This is a genomic window from Hyphomicrobiaceae bacterium, from assembly GCA_041397645.1.
GTDB lineage: Bacteria > Pseudomonadota > Alphaproteobacteria > Rhizobiales > Hyphomicrobiaceae > Hyphomicrobium_B.
Window position 1 is genome coordinate 1,688,138 of sequence record JAWKWE010000004.1, and the last position, 14,901, is coordinate 1,703,038.

18 protein-coding genes are annotated in these 14,901 nt (G+C 56.2%); all 18 read left to right on the forward strand.

Features of this window, described 5'->3' with window-relative positions:
* The first annotated feature begins 7 nt into the window (after nucleotides 1–7).
* Nucleotides 8–892 (forward strand): flagellar motor stator protein MotA, encoded by an 885-nt coding sequence (gene motA / locus R3D51_07740; protein ID MEZ5899371.1) that lies wholly within the window; start codon nucleotides 8–10, stop codon nucleotides 890–892.
* Nucleotides 889–1,845: a FliM/FliN family flagellar motor switch protein gene (locus R3D51_07745; GenBank protein ID MEZ5899372.1), complete on the forward strand. Its 957-nt coding sequence runs from the start codon at nucleotides 889–891 to the stop codon at nucleotides 1,843–1,845. The genes motA and R3D51_07745 overlap by 4 nt, the downstream gene beginning before the upstream one ends.
* The gene (locus R3D51_07750; protein MEZ5899373.1) at nucleotides 1,842–2,282 is read left to right on the forward strand and encodes a FliM/FliN family flagellar motor switch protein; all 441 of its coding nucleotides are present in this window, start codon (nucleotides 1,842–1,844) and stop codon (nucleotides 2,280–2,282) included. The genes R3D51_07745 and R3D51_07750 overlap by 4 nt, the downstream gene beginning before the upstream one ends.
* A 38-nt stretch (nucleotides 2,283–2,320) precedes the next feature.
* Nucleotides 2,321–3,301, forward strand: coding sequence for a FliG C-terminal domain-containing protein (locus R3D51_07755; protein ID MEZ5899374.1), 981 nt, complete (start codon nucleotides 2,321–2,323; stop codon nucleotides 3,299–3,301).
* A gap of 12 nt (nucleotides 3,302–3,313) precedes the next feature.
* Nucleotides 3,314–4,405 (forward strand): flagellar type III secretion system protein FlhB, encoded by a 1,092-nt coding sequence (locus R3D51_07760; GenBank protein MEZ5899375.1) that lies wholly within the window; start codon nucleotides 3,314–3,316, stop codon nucleotides 4,403–4,405.
* 106 nt (nucleotides 4,406–4,511) lie between these two features.
* Nucleotides 4,512–4,874 carry a flagellar basal body protein gene (locus R3D51_07765; GenBank protein MEZ5899376.1) on the forward strand — a complete coding sequence of 121 codons (363 nt, stop codon included), beginning with the start codon at nucleotides 4,512–4,514 and terminating at the stop codon, nucleotides 4,872–4,874.
* Nucleotides 4,874–5,296 (forward strand): flagellar basal body rod protein FlgC, encoded by a 423-nt coding sequence (gene flgC / locus R3D51_07770; protein ID MEZ5899377.1) that lies wholly within the window; start codon nucleotides 4,874–4,876, stop codon nucleotides 5,294–5,296. The genes R3D51_07765 and flgC overlap by 1 nt, the downstream gene beginning before the upstream one ends.
* Complete coding sequence (locus tag R3D51_07775) at nucleotides 5,293–5,604, forward strand: flagellar hook-basal body complex protein FliE (protein ID MEZ5899378.1); 312 nt, start codon at nucleotides 5,293–5,295, stop codon at nucleotides 5,602–5,604. Before flgC ends, R3D51_07775 begins: the two co-directional genes overlap by 4 nt.
* A gap of 10 nt (nucleotides 5,605–5,614) precedes the next feature.
* Nucleotides 5,615–6,403, forward strand: a complete 789-nt coding sequence (gene flgG / locus R3D51_07780) for a flagellar basal-body rod protein FlgG (protein MEZ5899379.1) — start codon at nucleotides 5,615–5,617, stop codon at nucleotides 6,401–6,403.
* Entirely contained in the window at nucleotides 6,403–6,900 is a 498-nt protein-coding gene (flgA, locus tag R3D51_07785; GenBank protein ID MEZ5899380.1) for a flagellar basal body P-ring formation chaperone FlgA, read from the forward strand. The genes flgG and flgA overlap by 1 nt, the downstream gene beginning before the upstream one ends.
* The gene (locus R3D51_07790) at nucleotides 6,897–8,009 is read left to right on the forward strand and encodes a flagellar basal body P-ring protein FlgI (GenBank protein ID MEZ5899381.1); all 1,113 of its coding nucleotides are present in this window, start codon (nucleotides 6,897–6,899) and stop codon (nucleotides 8,007–8,009) included. The genes flgA and R3D51_07790 overlap by 4 nt, the downstream gene beginning before the upstream one ends.
* A gap of 149 nt (nucleotides 8,010–8,158) precedes the next feature.
* Nucleotides 8,159–8,860, forward strand: coding sequence for a hypothetical protein (locus tag R3D51_07795; protein ID MEZ5899382.1), 702 nt, complete (start codon nucleotides 8,159–8,161; stop codon nucleotides 8,858–8,860).
* Between the two features lie 56 nt (nucleotides 8,861–8,916).
* Complete coding sequence (locus tag R3D51_07800) at nucleotides 8,917–9,579, forward strand: flagellar basal body L-ring protein FlgH (protein ID MEZ5899383.1); 663 nt, start codon at nucleotides 8,917–8,919, stop codon at nucleotides 9,577–9,579.
* A gap of 58 nt (nucleotides 9,580–9,637) precedes the next feature.
* On the forward strand, nucleotides 9,638–10,096 hold the full coding sequence (locus tag R3D51_07805; GenBank protein MEZ5899384.1) for a flagellar basal body-associated FliL family protein: 459 nt from the start codon (nucleotides 9,638–9,640) through the stop codon (nucleotides 10,094–10,096).
* 104 nt (nucleotides 10,097–10,200) lie between these two features.
* Nucleotides 10,201–10,833 carry a flagellar type III secretion system pore protein FliP gene (fliP, locus tag R3D51_07810; GenBank protein MEZ5899385.1) on the forward strand — a complete coding sequence of 211 codons (633 nt, stop codon included), beginning with the start codon at nucleotides 10,201–10,203 and terminating at the stop codon, nucleotides 10,831–10,833.
* A gap of 178 nt (nucleotides 10,834–11,011) precedes the next feature.
* Entirely contained in the window at nucleotides 11,012–11,956 is a 945-nt protein-coding gene (locus R3D51_07815) for a flagellin (GenBank protein MEZ5899386.1), read from the forward strand.
* A 230-nt stretch (nucleotides 11,957–12,186) separates the two neighbouring features.
* Entirely contained in the window at nucleotides 12,187–13,122 is a 936-nt protein-coding gene (locus R3D51_07820; GenBank protein MEZ5899387.1) for a flagellin, read from the forward strand.
* Between the two features lie 120 nt (nucleotides 13,123–13,242).
* Nucleotides 13,243–14,895 (forward strand): flagellar basal-body MS-ring/collar protein FliF, encoded by a 1,653-nt coding sequence (gene fliF / locus R3D51_07825; GenBank protein MEZ5899388.1) that lies wholly within the window; start codon nucleotides 13,243–13,245, stop codon nucleotides 14,893–14,895.
* The last annotated feature ends 6 nt before the right edge of the window (nucleotides 14,896–14,901 follow it).

A 14,901-nucleotide genomic window follows, 5' to 3' on the forward strand; every position in this document is an offset into this window, starting at 1 on the left:
AATATCCATGACCATCATAATTGGCATCGTCGTCACGCTCATTTGTATGCTGGGTGGCTTCATGGCGATGGGTGGGCATGTGATCGTGATCTGGCAGCCATGGGAGTACGTGATCATCCTTGGAACTGCGCTTGGCACGTTTGTGGTCGCCAACTCGATGAAGGTCATCAAGGACTGCGGCGCCGGGCTGATGGAAGCGTTCAAGCAGGCAACGCCGACGCATCAGGAGTATGTTGAAGTTTTGGCTTTAATGTTCTCATTGATGCGCGCTGTGCGAACACGGTCGCGCGCAGAGATGGAAGCGCTGATAGATGAGCCCGATACCTCAGATGTCTTCTCCCGATCGCCCAAAGTGTTGGCGGACAGGGATCTCACCGTCTTTATCTGTGACTACATGCGCCTGCTTATCATAGGCAACGCACGGACGCATGAAATCGAAGCGCTTATGGAGGAGGAGATCGAGACAATACGGCACGATCGGTTGAAGGCTTACCACGCGTTGACCGCCGTGGGAGACGGGTTGCCGGCTATTGGCATCATCGCGGCCGTTCTCGGTGTGACCAAGGCGATGGGTGCAATTAGCGAATCTCCCGAAGTTCTTGGCAAGCTGATTGCCTCGGCTCTGGTAGGCACTTTTGCCGGAATTTTCTTTTCCTACAGCCTCGTGTCGCCGATTGCCACGAAGCTAAAAGCGGTGCGTGAGAAACGGATGCGCCTCTATGTCGTGGTCAAGCAATCTCTCCTGGCCTTCATGAACGGCGCCATTCCCCAAGTCGCTATAGAACACGGTCGCAAAACGATCTCTAGCGCGGAGCGCCCTGGCATCGATGAGGTCGAGGCCGCGACGATCGGGGCAGCGTCCACCGCAACGGCGGCGGCGAGCGCTGCATGAGCGCGACGGGGCAAACGGCGTTTGCCGACGAGCAAATCTCTGTATTCGTGAAGGCTCTTCAAACAGCGTCACGCACATTGAGCGATAGCGACAACGATTGCGCGGCTTTGGCCGAAATCGCCGTTGGCGCAGTAAAGGCGGGCCTTGAGCCAATAATAGCAGGAAGCACGCCCGCACTATGTGCCGCGAGGTCGGAGCGGATCTCAGGCTTTGTATCCGCGGCCGACAACTCCGTCTTGGCGGTTGCGGGATCGGCACAAGGCTGGCTTATTCTGCGGTTGAGCGCGTCCGCACTCGATACGCTTGTAGGCGAAGCGTTAGGGGGAATGCCAGAGAACAAGCCGTTTGGGCAACGCGTAATTTCACGTGTCGAGCTCGCTGTTGCGCGCGTTGTCATCGCGCGGATTTTGAAGCAGTTGTCAGACACGCTCGATGAGCTGAATATCAGCTTGGACGGTGCGGAGTTTGTGGTCGGCACTCAAGCCGATGTGTTGGGGCGCTTCCCTCCAGACATGCAATTATCTGTTGTGTCGATGCAGATCGATGGAGGGTCTACGCTCATCGAGATAGCGGCGAATGATAGTGTTGTGGAAGCCTGTAGGCTGCATTCCGGCTCGGCAAAAGAATGTGCGGCGAGCCCCACACAAGGCAAATCGCAGGTAATGGGAAGTGGCGAAAACGCGCAAGAGCCGCTGCCATCGGTCAAAGTTGGTGTTTCTGCGGTTTTGTGTGAGCAGCTAATCGATCTGGACGAAATCCTTGAGTGGTCGTTGGACATGCCTGTCCTACTCGACGTTACGACCTCCTCACGGGTGCAGGTGGTCGCAAACGACATACCACTCTATCGCGCAGAACTTGGCCGAATGAACGGATGGATGTGCGTGCAAATATGGGACGACATCTTTGACACGGAATCTAAAATGGTGGGAGCTTCGCTGGTGGCAGAACGATGACAATTGCAGAAGGGGAGGCGAGGGACGCGCTCGGGCCGGACTCCATTGCCGAATTCGCATCAGAACTTTCTCAAGCGGCCGAAGAAGCCTTGCCGACGCTTGGCGGAGGGTCTGGGAGCATCGCGACGAAACGGTCAGAATCGGTTGGTGACGATACACGTAAGCTGCAATCCATTCTGAAAATCCCAGTCACGATGAAAATCGTTGTTGGGGCTGTGACGTTGCCTGTGTCCGAATTGCGGGCACTTAAAACCGGACATTTGCTGACGCTCGATCGCAAGGTAGGGGAAGCCGTCGATGTTGTTGTCAACGGACAAATTCTGGCGCGAGGCATTCTGGTCATTGCCGATCAGAGTACTTCGCAACTTGGCGTTCAGCTCACTGAGTTAGCTGGAGTTCACAAGCCGCGCAACGTGCTGCCGATAAAACGCACATGAAGGTTCTAGCTCCCCGAGGAGCGGCCGACAATGTTAACATGAAATATGGGATTGACGGCGCGACAAAAGCCGCGCTCCTGCTGCTTGCCGTGCAGCGCGAAAAGGCGGTCGAGCTGTTGAAACGCCTCGATCCAGATGAAGTCAGGTTGATTGCGAGCGGCGCCGAACAATTGGCGTCCGTAACGCCCGAGATGCTTGCAGGCGTCATCGGGAGCTTCAAAGAGTCCTTCAGTGACGGAATTAAATTTTTAGGAACCACTAACGAGGTTCGAAAACTTATCGTGGAGGCTGGCCTTGAGGCGATTGACGATCCGCCAGCCAATGCTGAGGAGCTCGAGCGCATTCCAAAAGATCTTTGGTCGAGCATCAATCAGCTGCCCATAGAAGAACTCAAGTCGTATCTGGCTGTTCAGCATTCCCAAGTCGCAGCCTTCATTTTGTCTCGCATGGAGTCCGAGCAAGTAGCGCTCCTAATGCAGGACCTGGATGGAGATATCTGCGCCGACCTTCTGACACGTATGCTGTCAAAGGGGCAGCCGGCCCCTGAGATCGTGCGAGCCGTCGAAATTGCGCTGACGGAAGATTTAATGAAAGACAAAGGCGCTAGAGGGGGACAAGGCCGCATAGAGCTGGCTTCGATTCTAAATAGACTTGATCGCGCACGAGCGTCCAACGTGATCAATCGATTGCGGGTGCAGTCTCCATCCGACGCCAAGGCCGTCGAGCAGATGCTGTTCCGGTTCGAGGATCTGCCGAGACTGGCAGCCAAGGCGCTAACGGCGGTTGTCGAGCAGATGCCCGTTGATCAACTTGTGCTATCCCTCCACGGAACGGATGGAGAATTCCAGAACTGCGTGCTGGGGGTGATGTCCGCACGTGCGCGGCGTATGGCGGAATCTGAGATTCAAAACGCCGTGGAGCCAAATGCTAGAGCGGTGGCCGCCGCTCGGCAGGTGGCTGTCGAAGTTGTTTTGCGTTTGGCGGCCACCGGTGCGCTTGAGTTGCCCTCTGAAATGTAAGGGCGGGTAGAGATGTCGCAAGCGCCGGACAAGGACAGTAAGACAGAGGAGGCAACCGAAAAGCGCCGCGAGGATGCAATTGACTCTGGCAACGTACCGATATCCCGCGAGATGTCGCATTTAGGATTTGTCCTGGCACTCATGGCGATCATCACCTGGATGTCGCTTGCAGCGTCCGAACGTATCGCCGGGGGCCTTTCGTCCTTCATGGAGCACCCCCAGCAATTCCGGCTGAACTCGGCTGCGGATGTCTCGCTCTTGTTGCGAGCGCTGTTGGGGGAGATCCTTCCGCCTGTTGCACCATTGCCGATGCTTCTCATCGTCACCGGTGTATTATTTCAAGTTCTCCAAACGCCTTTTCGCTTTTCGTGGAAACGGCTGATGCCAAAGGCGGAGCGTATTTCCATTTCTTCCGGCTGGAGGCGAATTGCAAGTGCGAGTGGTTTCGTCGAACTGGCGAAGGGGATAGTAAAACTTGGATTTCTTGGAGGCGTGGGCGCGCTTTTCGTCTCGACGCACAGTGCCACGCTGCAGGACGCGCTCTTTATCCGGCCGCAGCAACTTCCATCGTTGCTAACGGCCACCACGATTGACGTTCTGGTGCCTGCGAGTGCGGGCATTGCTGTTATGGCTGTCGCGGATGTTTTGTTTAGCCGCTTTTCTTGGACACGCCGGTTGCGGATGACCCGTCAGGAGGTAAAGGACGAAGCAAAGCAATCCGAAGGAGATCAGGTGATGTCGCATCGCCGCCGCGCCATCGCCCGGAGCCGGTTGCGAAAAATGATGATTTCTGGAACGCCGCGCGCAACTCTTGTGGTGACAAACCCCACCCACTTTGCGGTGGCTCTTCGTTATATGCGCAGCGAAGGTGGGACGCCGACGGTGGTGGCCAAGGGGCAAGATCTTCTGGCGCTACAAATCCGGCGAGTCGCGCAAGAGCATGGCATTCCGATTGTCGAAGACAGGGCGCTAGCGCGATCTCTATATAGCGCAGTAGAGATCAATCAGGCGATACCGCAAGAGTTCTACGCTGCGGTCGCCAACATTCTTCTCATGTTGCGGAGGATTGGAAATCGTCACATTGCGAGATCTCTAGAGAACTGAGATGGTGACGATTCTCGCTCCCGCTCCAACGCTATGGCTATCCAACAAGCCTGACGCAAGCGAATAAGCCGACGCTCTTGTTGGGTCTATGATGGGCGCTGTGAGCATGATGCTTTCGAACTTCTTTTCCGTGGCCTCGCGTCACTCCGATTGGCTCGCCGAGAAACGAACGGCGATCGCCTCCAACATTGCAAACGCAAACGTGCCGGGATATCGCACGCAATCAATCGGCTCTTTTGCTCAAGAGCTGGATCGAGCGGATGTCGGTAACGACGGTTGGCTGTCGCTGGGACGACCGACGCCGGGCGCGGAGACGGCAAAATCTGGCTCGGTGTCGTATCGCTCGGGAAACGATGTCAGCATCGACAATGAACTCATGGAAGCCGGCGCGGTGACGCGTGAGCAAATGCTCAACGCAGGACTGACAAAGGCTTTCAACCGTCTGATAGCTCTATCTATGCGAGGCTGATGATGGACCCTCTGCTCGCAGCGACGCGAATAGCTCAAAGCGGGATGTCTGCGCAGTCGGAGCGATTGCGCATCGTTGCCGAGAATTTGGCCAATGCAAATTCGACCGGACAGGCTGCTGGCAGTGATCCATACACACGCAAGACCGTGAGCTTCCGCTCGGATTTCAGTGATTTTGTCGGGGCGGAATTGGTGCACGCCTCCGAAGGAGGGCGCGACAAATCCGCATATCGCGTCGAACACGAGCCGGGCCATCCCGCGGCAGATGCGCAGGGATTTGTGAAGTATCCAAACGTCGAGCCGCTCATTGAACTGGGTGATATGCGCGAGGCAAATCGAGGTTATCTGGCAAATCTTCAAATGGTGAAGAACGCAAGAGACGCGGTGAACGCGATTATTGATTTGCTGAGGACGACGTCATGAAGATTTCCGGGTCCGTTGGTTTTGAGAGCACGCCACAGCTTTTAGCGCCCGGATCGACGACGCTGGCTAAAGCGGGGTTGTCCGCTTCCGATATGAGCTTCGGTGACGTTCTCAAAACTATGATGAAGGATGTGGATCAATCTCTTCGAGGTGCTGAGCAGAGCGCCATAGGAGCGCTTACCGGAGAAGTTCCGCTTCAAAAGGCCGTCGACAGCGTCGTGCACGCTGAGCAAAAGATCCAACTGACGGCCGCCGTGCGCGACAAAATCGTCGCGGCTTACCTTGAACTCACCAGAATGCAGATTTGACAGGCAGGACATGCGCTCACTCTACATTGCAGCTACGGGAATGGCGGCCCAGCAGACCCAAGTTGACGTGATCGCCAACAACATCGCCAACGTGAATACGACCGCGTTCAAGCGTTCGCGGGCTGAATTTAGCGATCTGCTGTATCAGACCGATCGGCGCTCGGGCGTCGTGAACGTCACGGACGCCAATCCAATCCCCGAGGGCGTTTCGGTTGGTTTAGGTGTCAGAGCCGCAGGGGTTCGCAATCTGCACCTTCAAGGTGCAATGACAAAGACGGGAAATTCGCTCGATCTGGCTTTTAACGGCCGCGGCTGGTTTCAGGTCTCAGGTCCAGATGGCGAGACGCTCTATACCCGCGCGGGTGCATTCAACAAGAGCGCCACAGGCGAGATCGTGACCTTGGACGGATACACGGTGCAGCCAGCAATGGTCGTGCCCGCGGGTACGACAGAGATTGTTGTCAACGAGTCTGGGGAAATTTTTGCGCGGGTTGAAAATGCTCAGAACCTGACAAGTCTTGGTGTGTTGTCTGTTGTCGATTTTCCTAACGAGGTCGGGCTCGAAGCGCTCGGCGGAAATCTATTCCGGGAGACGAGCGCTTCCGGTGCGCCCGTCACAGGGGTGCCTGGGGCCAATGGGTTTGGCGTAATCAAGCAGGGCTATCTGGAAGCCTCAAACGTCGATCCGGTGAAGGAAATCACAGAGTTGATCTCTAGTCAGCGCGCCTATGAAATGAACTCGAAGGTGATTCAGGCCGCCGACGAAATGTACGGAACGATCAGCAAGGGGCTGCGATGATGTTGGGCGCTGCTTCTCGCGCAATTGGGATTGCTGTTCTTTCCACAAGCGTTGGCGTTTCGGCGAGCCGCCCGGCGCAATGTGCCCAATCGCTGTCATCGCAGGAGAAGATCGAAGTGGTCGTGCCGCAGGTGGCGATCTACCCAGGCGACGAGATCAACGCCGGATTGCTGACGACCAAAGTTCTGAGGTCCAGCGCCCGAATTAGGAACGCGGTGTTTACCTCCAAGGAACAATTAGGCGGGCTCGTTGCTCGTAGAACCCTGGTGCCGGGGCAGCCCATCAGCAGAGATGCGGTTCGCGCCTCCTTTGTTGTTAAGCAAGGGCAGCCGGTTTCTATCCGCTATTTGTCTGGGTCTATTTCGATCGTCCTGACCGGTGCTGCAATTCAGTCGGGCAGCATCGGCGATGTGATCTCTGTGCGCAACAGCGATACCGGCCGGATCGTGCGGGCCAGGATCACGAATGCGCACACGCTAAGCCTGGTTGGGCCATGAAGGCAATTATAGCGGCGTTGTGCTTATTGCTGATCGGCGCAGAACCAGTTTTCGCCGACGGGGGAAATGATACCAGGATCAAGGATATTGTCTCGGTGCAGGGCGCGCGCGGCAATCACTTGTTTGGCTATGGGCTAGTCATTGGCCTCAATGGAACTGGAGATAGCCTGCGCAGCGCGCCATTCACGCAGCAATCCATTCAATCCATGCTCGACAGAATGGGCGTAAATATTCGAACCATGGATGCACGGACGCGAAATATCGCAGCCGTGATGGTGATGGGAGAGTTGCCGCCGTTCGCCACACCGGGCGGACGAATGGACGTGACTGTCGCGTCCATGGGTGACGCAACGTCGCTCTCTGGAGGCTCCCTTCTTATGACGGCACTGCAGGGGGCGGACGGTCAAATCTACGCGGTGGCTCAGGGTCCGGTCGCAGTAAGCGGATTTCAAGCGTCAGGCCGCAACGAGATGGTGTCGCAAGGGGTGCCAACCGCAGGGCGAATACCCAACGGTGCTTTGGTCGAACGCGCCTCGCCGGCGCAATTGGATCAATCGGGATTTGTAGTGATTGAACTGCGCAATCCCGACTACGACACCGCAGTGCAGGTGGCAGACGCCATCAACGGCATGGCGCGTGTGCGGTTCAGCAGGCCGATTGCGCGCGAACTGGATAACAGACGTATTGCGATCAAGGTGCCGCCGCGTATGCCGATCTCCAGGCTAATTGCAGAAATCGGAAACGAGCGGGTTCGTCCCGACGTTCCAGCGCGCGTCGTGATCGATGAGAGAACGGGCACAATTATTGTCGGCAAGGACGTTCAGATTATGCCGGTTGCGGTTTCTCATGGCAGCTTGAACATTCGCGTGACAGAACGGCCGCTAGTTTCTCAACCTGCGCCATTTTCGCAAGGACGTACGGTCACCGATAGCGAGACCGCTGTAGACGTCTCTCAGAAAGGCGACAGCATGGGGATCGTCACTGGAGCGAGCCTTCAGGATTTGGTCGCTGGCCTCAACCAAATGGGGCTGAAGCCGACCGGCATCATAGCCGTATTGCAGGCAATTAAGTCAGCAGGCGCTCTTCAAGCTGAGCTTGTCGTTCAATGATGAGGCGTGTGAGGAAGCGCAATCGGGCGAGAGAACGATGGCGGGCTTTTGAACGAGCTACGTTTTGTTTCGTTGTGTGCAGCTTAGCGAGCATGAGGATAGGGGCGGCACAAGGCCAGGCAGTCAACGGTTGGAAGCCTGATGTGCGAATGGCTGCACCCATCAGCCGAGCGACTGAAGTCGGAACTCCGCAGCGACCCGTGGTGCTCAATGAGTCACCTGCTGCGCAGGCAAATGTTGCCGCAAATAGATCGCAGACACATTCGCCTTCGCAAAAGCCGGCGGCTCCGCAAGGCGAAGCTTCGGTGACCGGCGATACGAAAGATGTTGCACCTCCTCCATCGCAGAAGGCCGAGCCCGTCGAGGAACGCTCCGATCGTTCCAGCGAGGAACAGGTGAGGGTGTCCAATACGTCTCTGGCGCGCGAGTACTGCCATGTTGTTGTCGATGAGGCGATCGCAGCAAAGTTGGCTGAGGAGAAGCGGCGTGCGCTGGCGCTGAAGGCGGAGATTGAGACGAAGCTTGCAGAATTGAAGGCGGCGACGGCAGAGCAGAAGGAATGGCTCAGGCTGCGTAAGGCGTTTCAGGATCGTGCCACCGATAATCTCGTCGACGTCTATGCACTTATGGATGCTGAAGCTGCGGCGCAGAGGTTGATCGGGGTGAGCGATGATGTGTCTGCCGCCATCCTTTTGAAGCTACCACCTAAAGTGACGAGCGCAATTTTAGCGGAAATGCAGACAGAGGCCGCAGGTCGATTGACGGCCTACCTAGCGGGATCGGCGGACGTGACTGCGAGGAAGGTATCCTCACCTGCTCCTGCAGCGGAGCCCACTCGAGCCCAGCCATGAGGAACGCTTGGTTCATGACTGCTGGGATGTTCAGTCTGCTGTGCGGAGCTTGCAGCGTGGCACCTGAAGAAATGGGACGGGAACCGATGCTGACGCCGGTGGGAACGGGACTGCTTGTCGATCAGGTCGGGTCCATCGGCGAAACAGTGCCGGCCGATCCGCAGCCCTCGCCTGGAACGACTTGGCGTGATTCGTCCGCTTCACTGTTTCAAGATCCACGTGCGGAGCGTCCAGGCGACGTGCTTACCATAAAGATCAACATGAAAGACCGGGCCTCGCTTGACAGCAGCTCCGAACGATCGCGCGATGCAAAACGTGCGATGTCTGGTTCGCTCGACTTTCTTCTAGCGATGTTCGGTATCGACAGGTCCGGCAAGGGATCAGTTAATCTCGACGCGAAGGGCGCCACTTCCGCGCAAGGCAAAGGCGCTACAGAGCGCGAAGAGAAGCTGGATCTACGGATGGCTGCCGTGGTGACCGAACGATTGGCCAACGGAAATCTTGTGATCAGCGGGTCGCAGGAGGTGCGGGTGAACTACGAACTGCGGATTGTGCACGTCAGCGGCATCGTACGCCCGCGCGATATCGCTACTGACAACACGGTGCCCTACGAGAAAATTGCCGAGGCTAGAATTTCCGTTGGGGGCCGCGGCCGCGTGATGGAGGTGCAGCAACCAGCTTGGGGACAGCAAGTCTTGGATCAGGTTCTGCCGTTCTAATCGGCCAGAAGGGGCGATCGGCTGCTAGGCTGAAGATCACGACATGAGGCTCTAAATCTTGAGCATTGTTCGAACCGCCCTGGCATTTCTGGCCGTAACGTTCGTCGGCGCTGGCGCGGGCCTTGGCAGCGCTTGGTTCCACGCAAAAACCTCGCCCACCGGCGCGCACGTCGATCAGAGAGCATGTGAAACCGGTGCATCAGAGAAATTTCAGTTAAGTGACGCTGCGTCGGTAGTTCTCGAAATTCCATCGATCATCACCAATCTGCGGGGAGAAAATGCGCCATGGGTGCGATTGGAAGTGTCGGTGATTTTGCCGGTTGGGTTTTCCGACAAAGGGCGCTATGGCGCACAGCTCGCGCAGGACTTTCTGGGATATATGCGCACGCTGGAAGCAGCACAACTTGTTGGCGGTACGAATCTCCAGTTTCTAAAGGAGGATTTGAAGGAGATAGCGAGCATCCGCACGGAGCAGCCAGGAACCGACGTCCTAATAAGAACGCTTGTTATCGAGTAATTGGCTTTTCGATGTGCGTTTTAGCGTTCCTGATGCTTGGGCCAGGGTGTGCTCATGCTCAAGCAGTCAATCTGAATGATGTTTTCGGGGAAGGTGCGCCGACGGTGTCGGGCGGAATCCTGCAAGTGCTGTTGGTGCTCACGATTCTTTCGGTGGCACCGGGCATTCTCATGATGGCAACTTGCTTCACGCGCTTCATCGTTGCTCTCTCATTCTTACGCGCGGGTCTTGGATTGCAGACAACTCCGAGCAACATCATTCTCATCAATTTGGCGCTGTTCATGACGTGGTTTGTGATGGCGCCGACGTTCGAGATGGCGTGGAAGACCGGTCTACGGCCGATGATGGAGGGAAAGCTTGCAACTCAGGAGGCCGTCGAGAAGATGGCCGAACCGTTCAAGACCTTCATGAGTGCAAATGTGCGTGAGAAGGATACCGTCCTGTTTCAAGGTTTGGTCAGGCATGGGCCGGAAAGCGAAATACCCGCAGACGGGAAAGGCATTCAGGTTCTGGTTCCCGCCTTCATCGTATCGGAGCTGCGCAGGGGGTTTGAGATTGGCTTCCTCATCGCGTTGCCTTTCTTGGTGATCGACATCGTGGTTGCGAGCATCGTTATGTCGATGGGCATGATGATGGTCTCGCCGATCGTCTTTTCGCTTCCACTCAAAGTCTTGTTCTTCGTATTGATCGACGGCTGGAGCATTCTCGTTGCAGCGCTCATCAAGTCCTATGCTTGAGTGAGGCTTGCGCTGCTGGCGGACGCGGTCGGTTGATCGTCAATAAGTGGATGCTTCGACAGCGCTTTGCGCCATATCATCGCTCATGATTCGGTGTTGCGAGTGCTGGGTCGCGCGGCTTGGCAAACGCGATGCCGTCCGCACGCAATGCACAGAACAGCGCTCCTAGGTGGAACATATGGATAGCATCAAGACAAACTTTGCAGCGATGACCGCGTTGCAGGCTCTTCAGGCGACCAACAAGGAATTACTGAAGTCGCAACAGCGCGTTTCTACAGGCTACCGGGTATCTTCGGCGGAGGATAACGCAGCCTATTGGTCGATATCGACTGCAATGCGCTCTGACAACAAGGCGCTGAGTACCGTAACGGATGCACTCGGACTTGGTAGCGCCACAGTCGATGTCACCTATACCGCGCTTCACAGCGCCATAGATGTGACGAGCGAAATCAAAGCGAAATTGGTAGCCGCGCGCGAACCAGGAGTTGATCGTGGACGCATCCAAGACGAAATCAACGAACTGCAATCTCAGCTGAAGAGCATAGGAAATTCCGCGATCTTTTCGGGGCAGAACTGGCTGTCGGTGGACAGCTCCGCTGCCGGGTATAATGCCACGAAGTCGGTCGTGTCTTCGTTCTCACGATCTTCCGACGGTACGATCGATATCGGAACGATAACGTTCGATGTCGACGACACCAAGCTATTTGACGCTTCTGTCAGTGCTGACGGTATTCTAGACGGCAAACGCGACGCGACCGGGGCGCTCTCTGTAAGCGGCACGTTCTCGGTTGATACGATAGACATATCGAGTCTAACCGACGGAGCGGCGGACATCGCAACGCTGGAGGAGTATATCAAGGGAGCAAACGCTGCGATCGATGATATGACTGCGGCAGGAAGCAGTCTTGGATCCGTCAAACAGCGCATCGGTCTGCAGCAGACTTTCGTGAAGGCACTGATGGACGCAATAGATCGCGGTGTTGCCACGCTTGTCGACGCGGATATGAGTGAAGAGTCTACCAAGCTGCAAGCGCTTCAAGTTCAGCAGCAACTGGGCGTTCAAGCGCTCAGCATCACAAACAGCGCAACCCAGAATATCCTGTCCTTGTTCCGCAATGGCTAGACATCCTAGCGCCGCTCCGAGTGAGTGATCTGACGACGACTCCTTTATCATATAAATGATTGGGGATCGGTGTTGCCTGACACGAGATCGGGCAAATTACACTTCACTAACATGTTGAGCGTAGGTTTTCGGCACGTCGGGTTGAGGGTGTCCTCAAAGGCATGAAGCCGCCTCGCCGTGCCGGTCGGTCCGGAATGTCCCAAATTTTGAGCTCCATAAGGGACAGGTCCATGGATAGTATCAAGACGAACTTTGCCGCGATGACTGCACTGCAGTCGCTGCAGAACACCAACAAAGAAATGGCGAAAACCCAGAGCCGTATCTCCACCGGCTATCGGGTCGCCACCGCAGAGGACAATGCGTCCTACTGGTCCATCGCCACGACGATGCGTTCCGACAACAAGGCGCTTTCGACGGTGAAGGATGCCCTTGGGCTTGGCAGCGCCACGGTTGATGTCGCCTATACAGCTGTTAACAGCGCCATCGATGTTTCAAGTGAGATCAAGGCGAAGCTTGTCGCCGCGCGCGAACCTGGCGTTGATCGCGTGAAGATCCAAAGCGAAATCTCCGAACTGCAGAACCAGCTGAGGAATATTTCTGAGTCTGCGACCTTCTCAGGCCAGAACTGGCTGTCGGTCGACTCATCGGCAAGCGGATACAACGCAACAAAGACCATTGTTGCCTCGTTCTCCCGTGATGTTAGCGGCAACGTATCAGTTGGTACGATCTCGGTATCTACCGCCGGGATCAAGCTCTACGATTCCAACGCTGCATCCGTGGGAATTATCGATGGTTTGCGTGATAATACGGGGGCTATTGCGGCATCCGGCACTTCGGTGGCGGCAATGGATATTTCTTCACTGACCGATAGCGCCGCCGATCTGACAACGCTTGAAGGTTATATTAAGGGCGTCGACTCCGCGGTCAAGGAAATGACGACGGCTGCAACCAACCTTGGTTCGGTGAAGCAGCGGGTCGGTTTGCAGAAAGACTTTGTAAGTTCTCTTATGCAGGCGATCGATCGAGGCGTCTCCACGCTTGTTGATGCCGATATGAGCGAAGAGTCGACCAAGCTGCAGGCGCTGCAGGTTCAACAGCAGCTCGGCATTCAAGCTATGAGCATCGCCAACAGTTCGACGCAGAATATCCTTTCGCTGTTCCGCTAACGCAACGCGAGGAATTTTTGTTCGCCAGTCCTGCCGACAGGCGGGGCTGGCGTTTGCCTTCGTAAAGTCCACGCAAGGAAAGCGGCCGATCATTCAGTCTGTCATGAATATCGGCAGAACATGAATCTCGCACGTACCTTGCAGCAGCTCCGCCAAAACCTAGCCGCATTGGGGCCGCGTCGGCTTGTGATGTTGGCTGTGGCCGGACTTACTTTGTTTGCAACCATATCCGTCGGTAGCTACTGGATCGCCCGTTCGGACTATCAGCTTCTGTACATCGGTCTTTCCGCAACCGACGCAAGCCGGATCGCCTCGGTTCTTTCAGAGATCGGTATACCATTTGATTTGGCGACCGACGGCACAAAAGTTTCGGTGCCCTCAAGCGCTGTAGCGCGGACACGCGCTGTGCTTGCCGAGCGCGGCCTGCCAGCAAGCTCAGATGCAGGCTATGAACTATTCGACAAAATCGGGCCATTGGGGTTGACGACTTTTATGCAGGAGATCTCTCGCGTGCGCGCGCTGGAGGGCGAGATCATGCGCACGTTAAATAGCATGTCAGGCATCGTGTCTTCGCGAGTCCACCTCGTTATGGGAGAAAAGAGCGGGCTTCGGCCCTCGGCATATGCGCCAACAGCCTCTGTGGTCCTCAAGCTCGGCGTGCCCGCCGATCGGGCGCCAGTGGAAGCGGTTCGGAATATCGTTGCAGCGGCAGTACCCGCGCTTTCTTTGAATAATGTGCGGGTTGTCAGCTCCGATGGCGCCGTTCTTGCCGCTGGGGATGAAAGCAGCAACATCAGCGCCGATAGGGTTCTGAGTCTAGAAAATGCCTTCGCACAGCAATTGCGCGAGAACCTGGAAAAAACCCTGACACCGCTTCTGGGAATGGAAAACTTCCAGGCGAGCGTCTTCGTACGTCTCAATGCAGATCAGAGCACGACAAGCGAAAATACGTTTGACCCAGCCTCAAAAGTGGAGCGTTCAACCCGAGTGGTGAAGGAAACGGGGAATGCAAAAGACGGTGCAGCCGATACGACGGTCAGTGTGGAGCAGAACATCCCGGGTGCTGGTGATGGTGCTCAGGGCCATCAGTCGCAGAAGTCGACACAGCGCCGCGACGAGACCACGAATTTCGAGATCAGTTCGAAGTCGGTCCAGACCACAAGGGAGGGCTATCGTATTGATCGCATAAGCCTCGCGATTGTAGTCAACAAGGCAAGCCTCAAGAAGGTTGATGGAACGCCACTTGACGACGCTGAACTATCCTCTCGTCTCGGGGATATTGAAAAAGTTGCATCAAGCACGGTTGGTCTCGACGCGGAGCGCGGAGATCGGATCACCGTTGTCTCTGAGATCTTCCAGAAGAAAGATGCCATATCGGTTGATGAAGGCACGTCGGATTGGGGGACCGCCTTCGGCAACTCTTTGAGCACCATACTGACTGCGGCGACGCTGGTGACATCGGTGCTGGCAATCATTTGGTTTGGCGCGCGGCCGCTTGCGCGTGTCTTGATCGCGGCGCCGACGGAGGGATTGCCTGCGCTTGCAGTCCCATCGGCAACGAATGCGATCGCCAGTCGACATGTGGAAGCCGCTACGACGTCTCAATCCAATGGAGCCACACCGCAGCCGCGCCTTGAAGTCTCTCACCAGGCTGCAGCCGGACCGCCTGGCGGAATGGCACCTCTCATCGCCCAATTGAACGAGCTTGTGACACAAGATCCCGAGCAAGCCGTGGCTGTAGTTAGACGCTGGATCAAGACAGAAAGTGCGTGATGAACT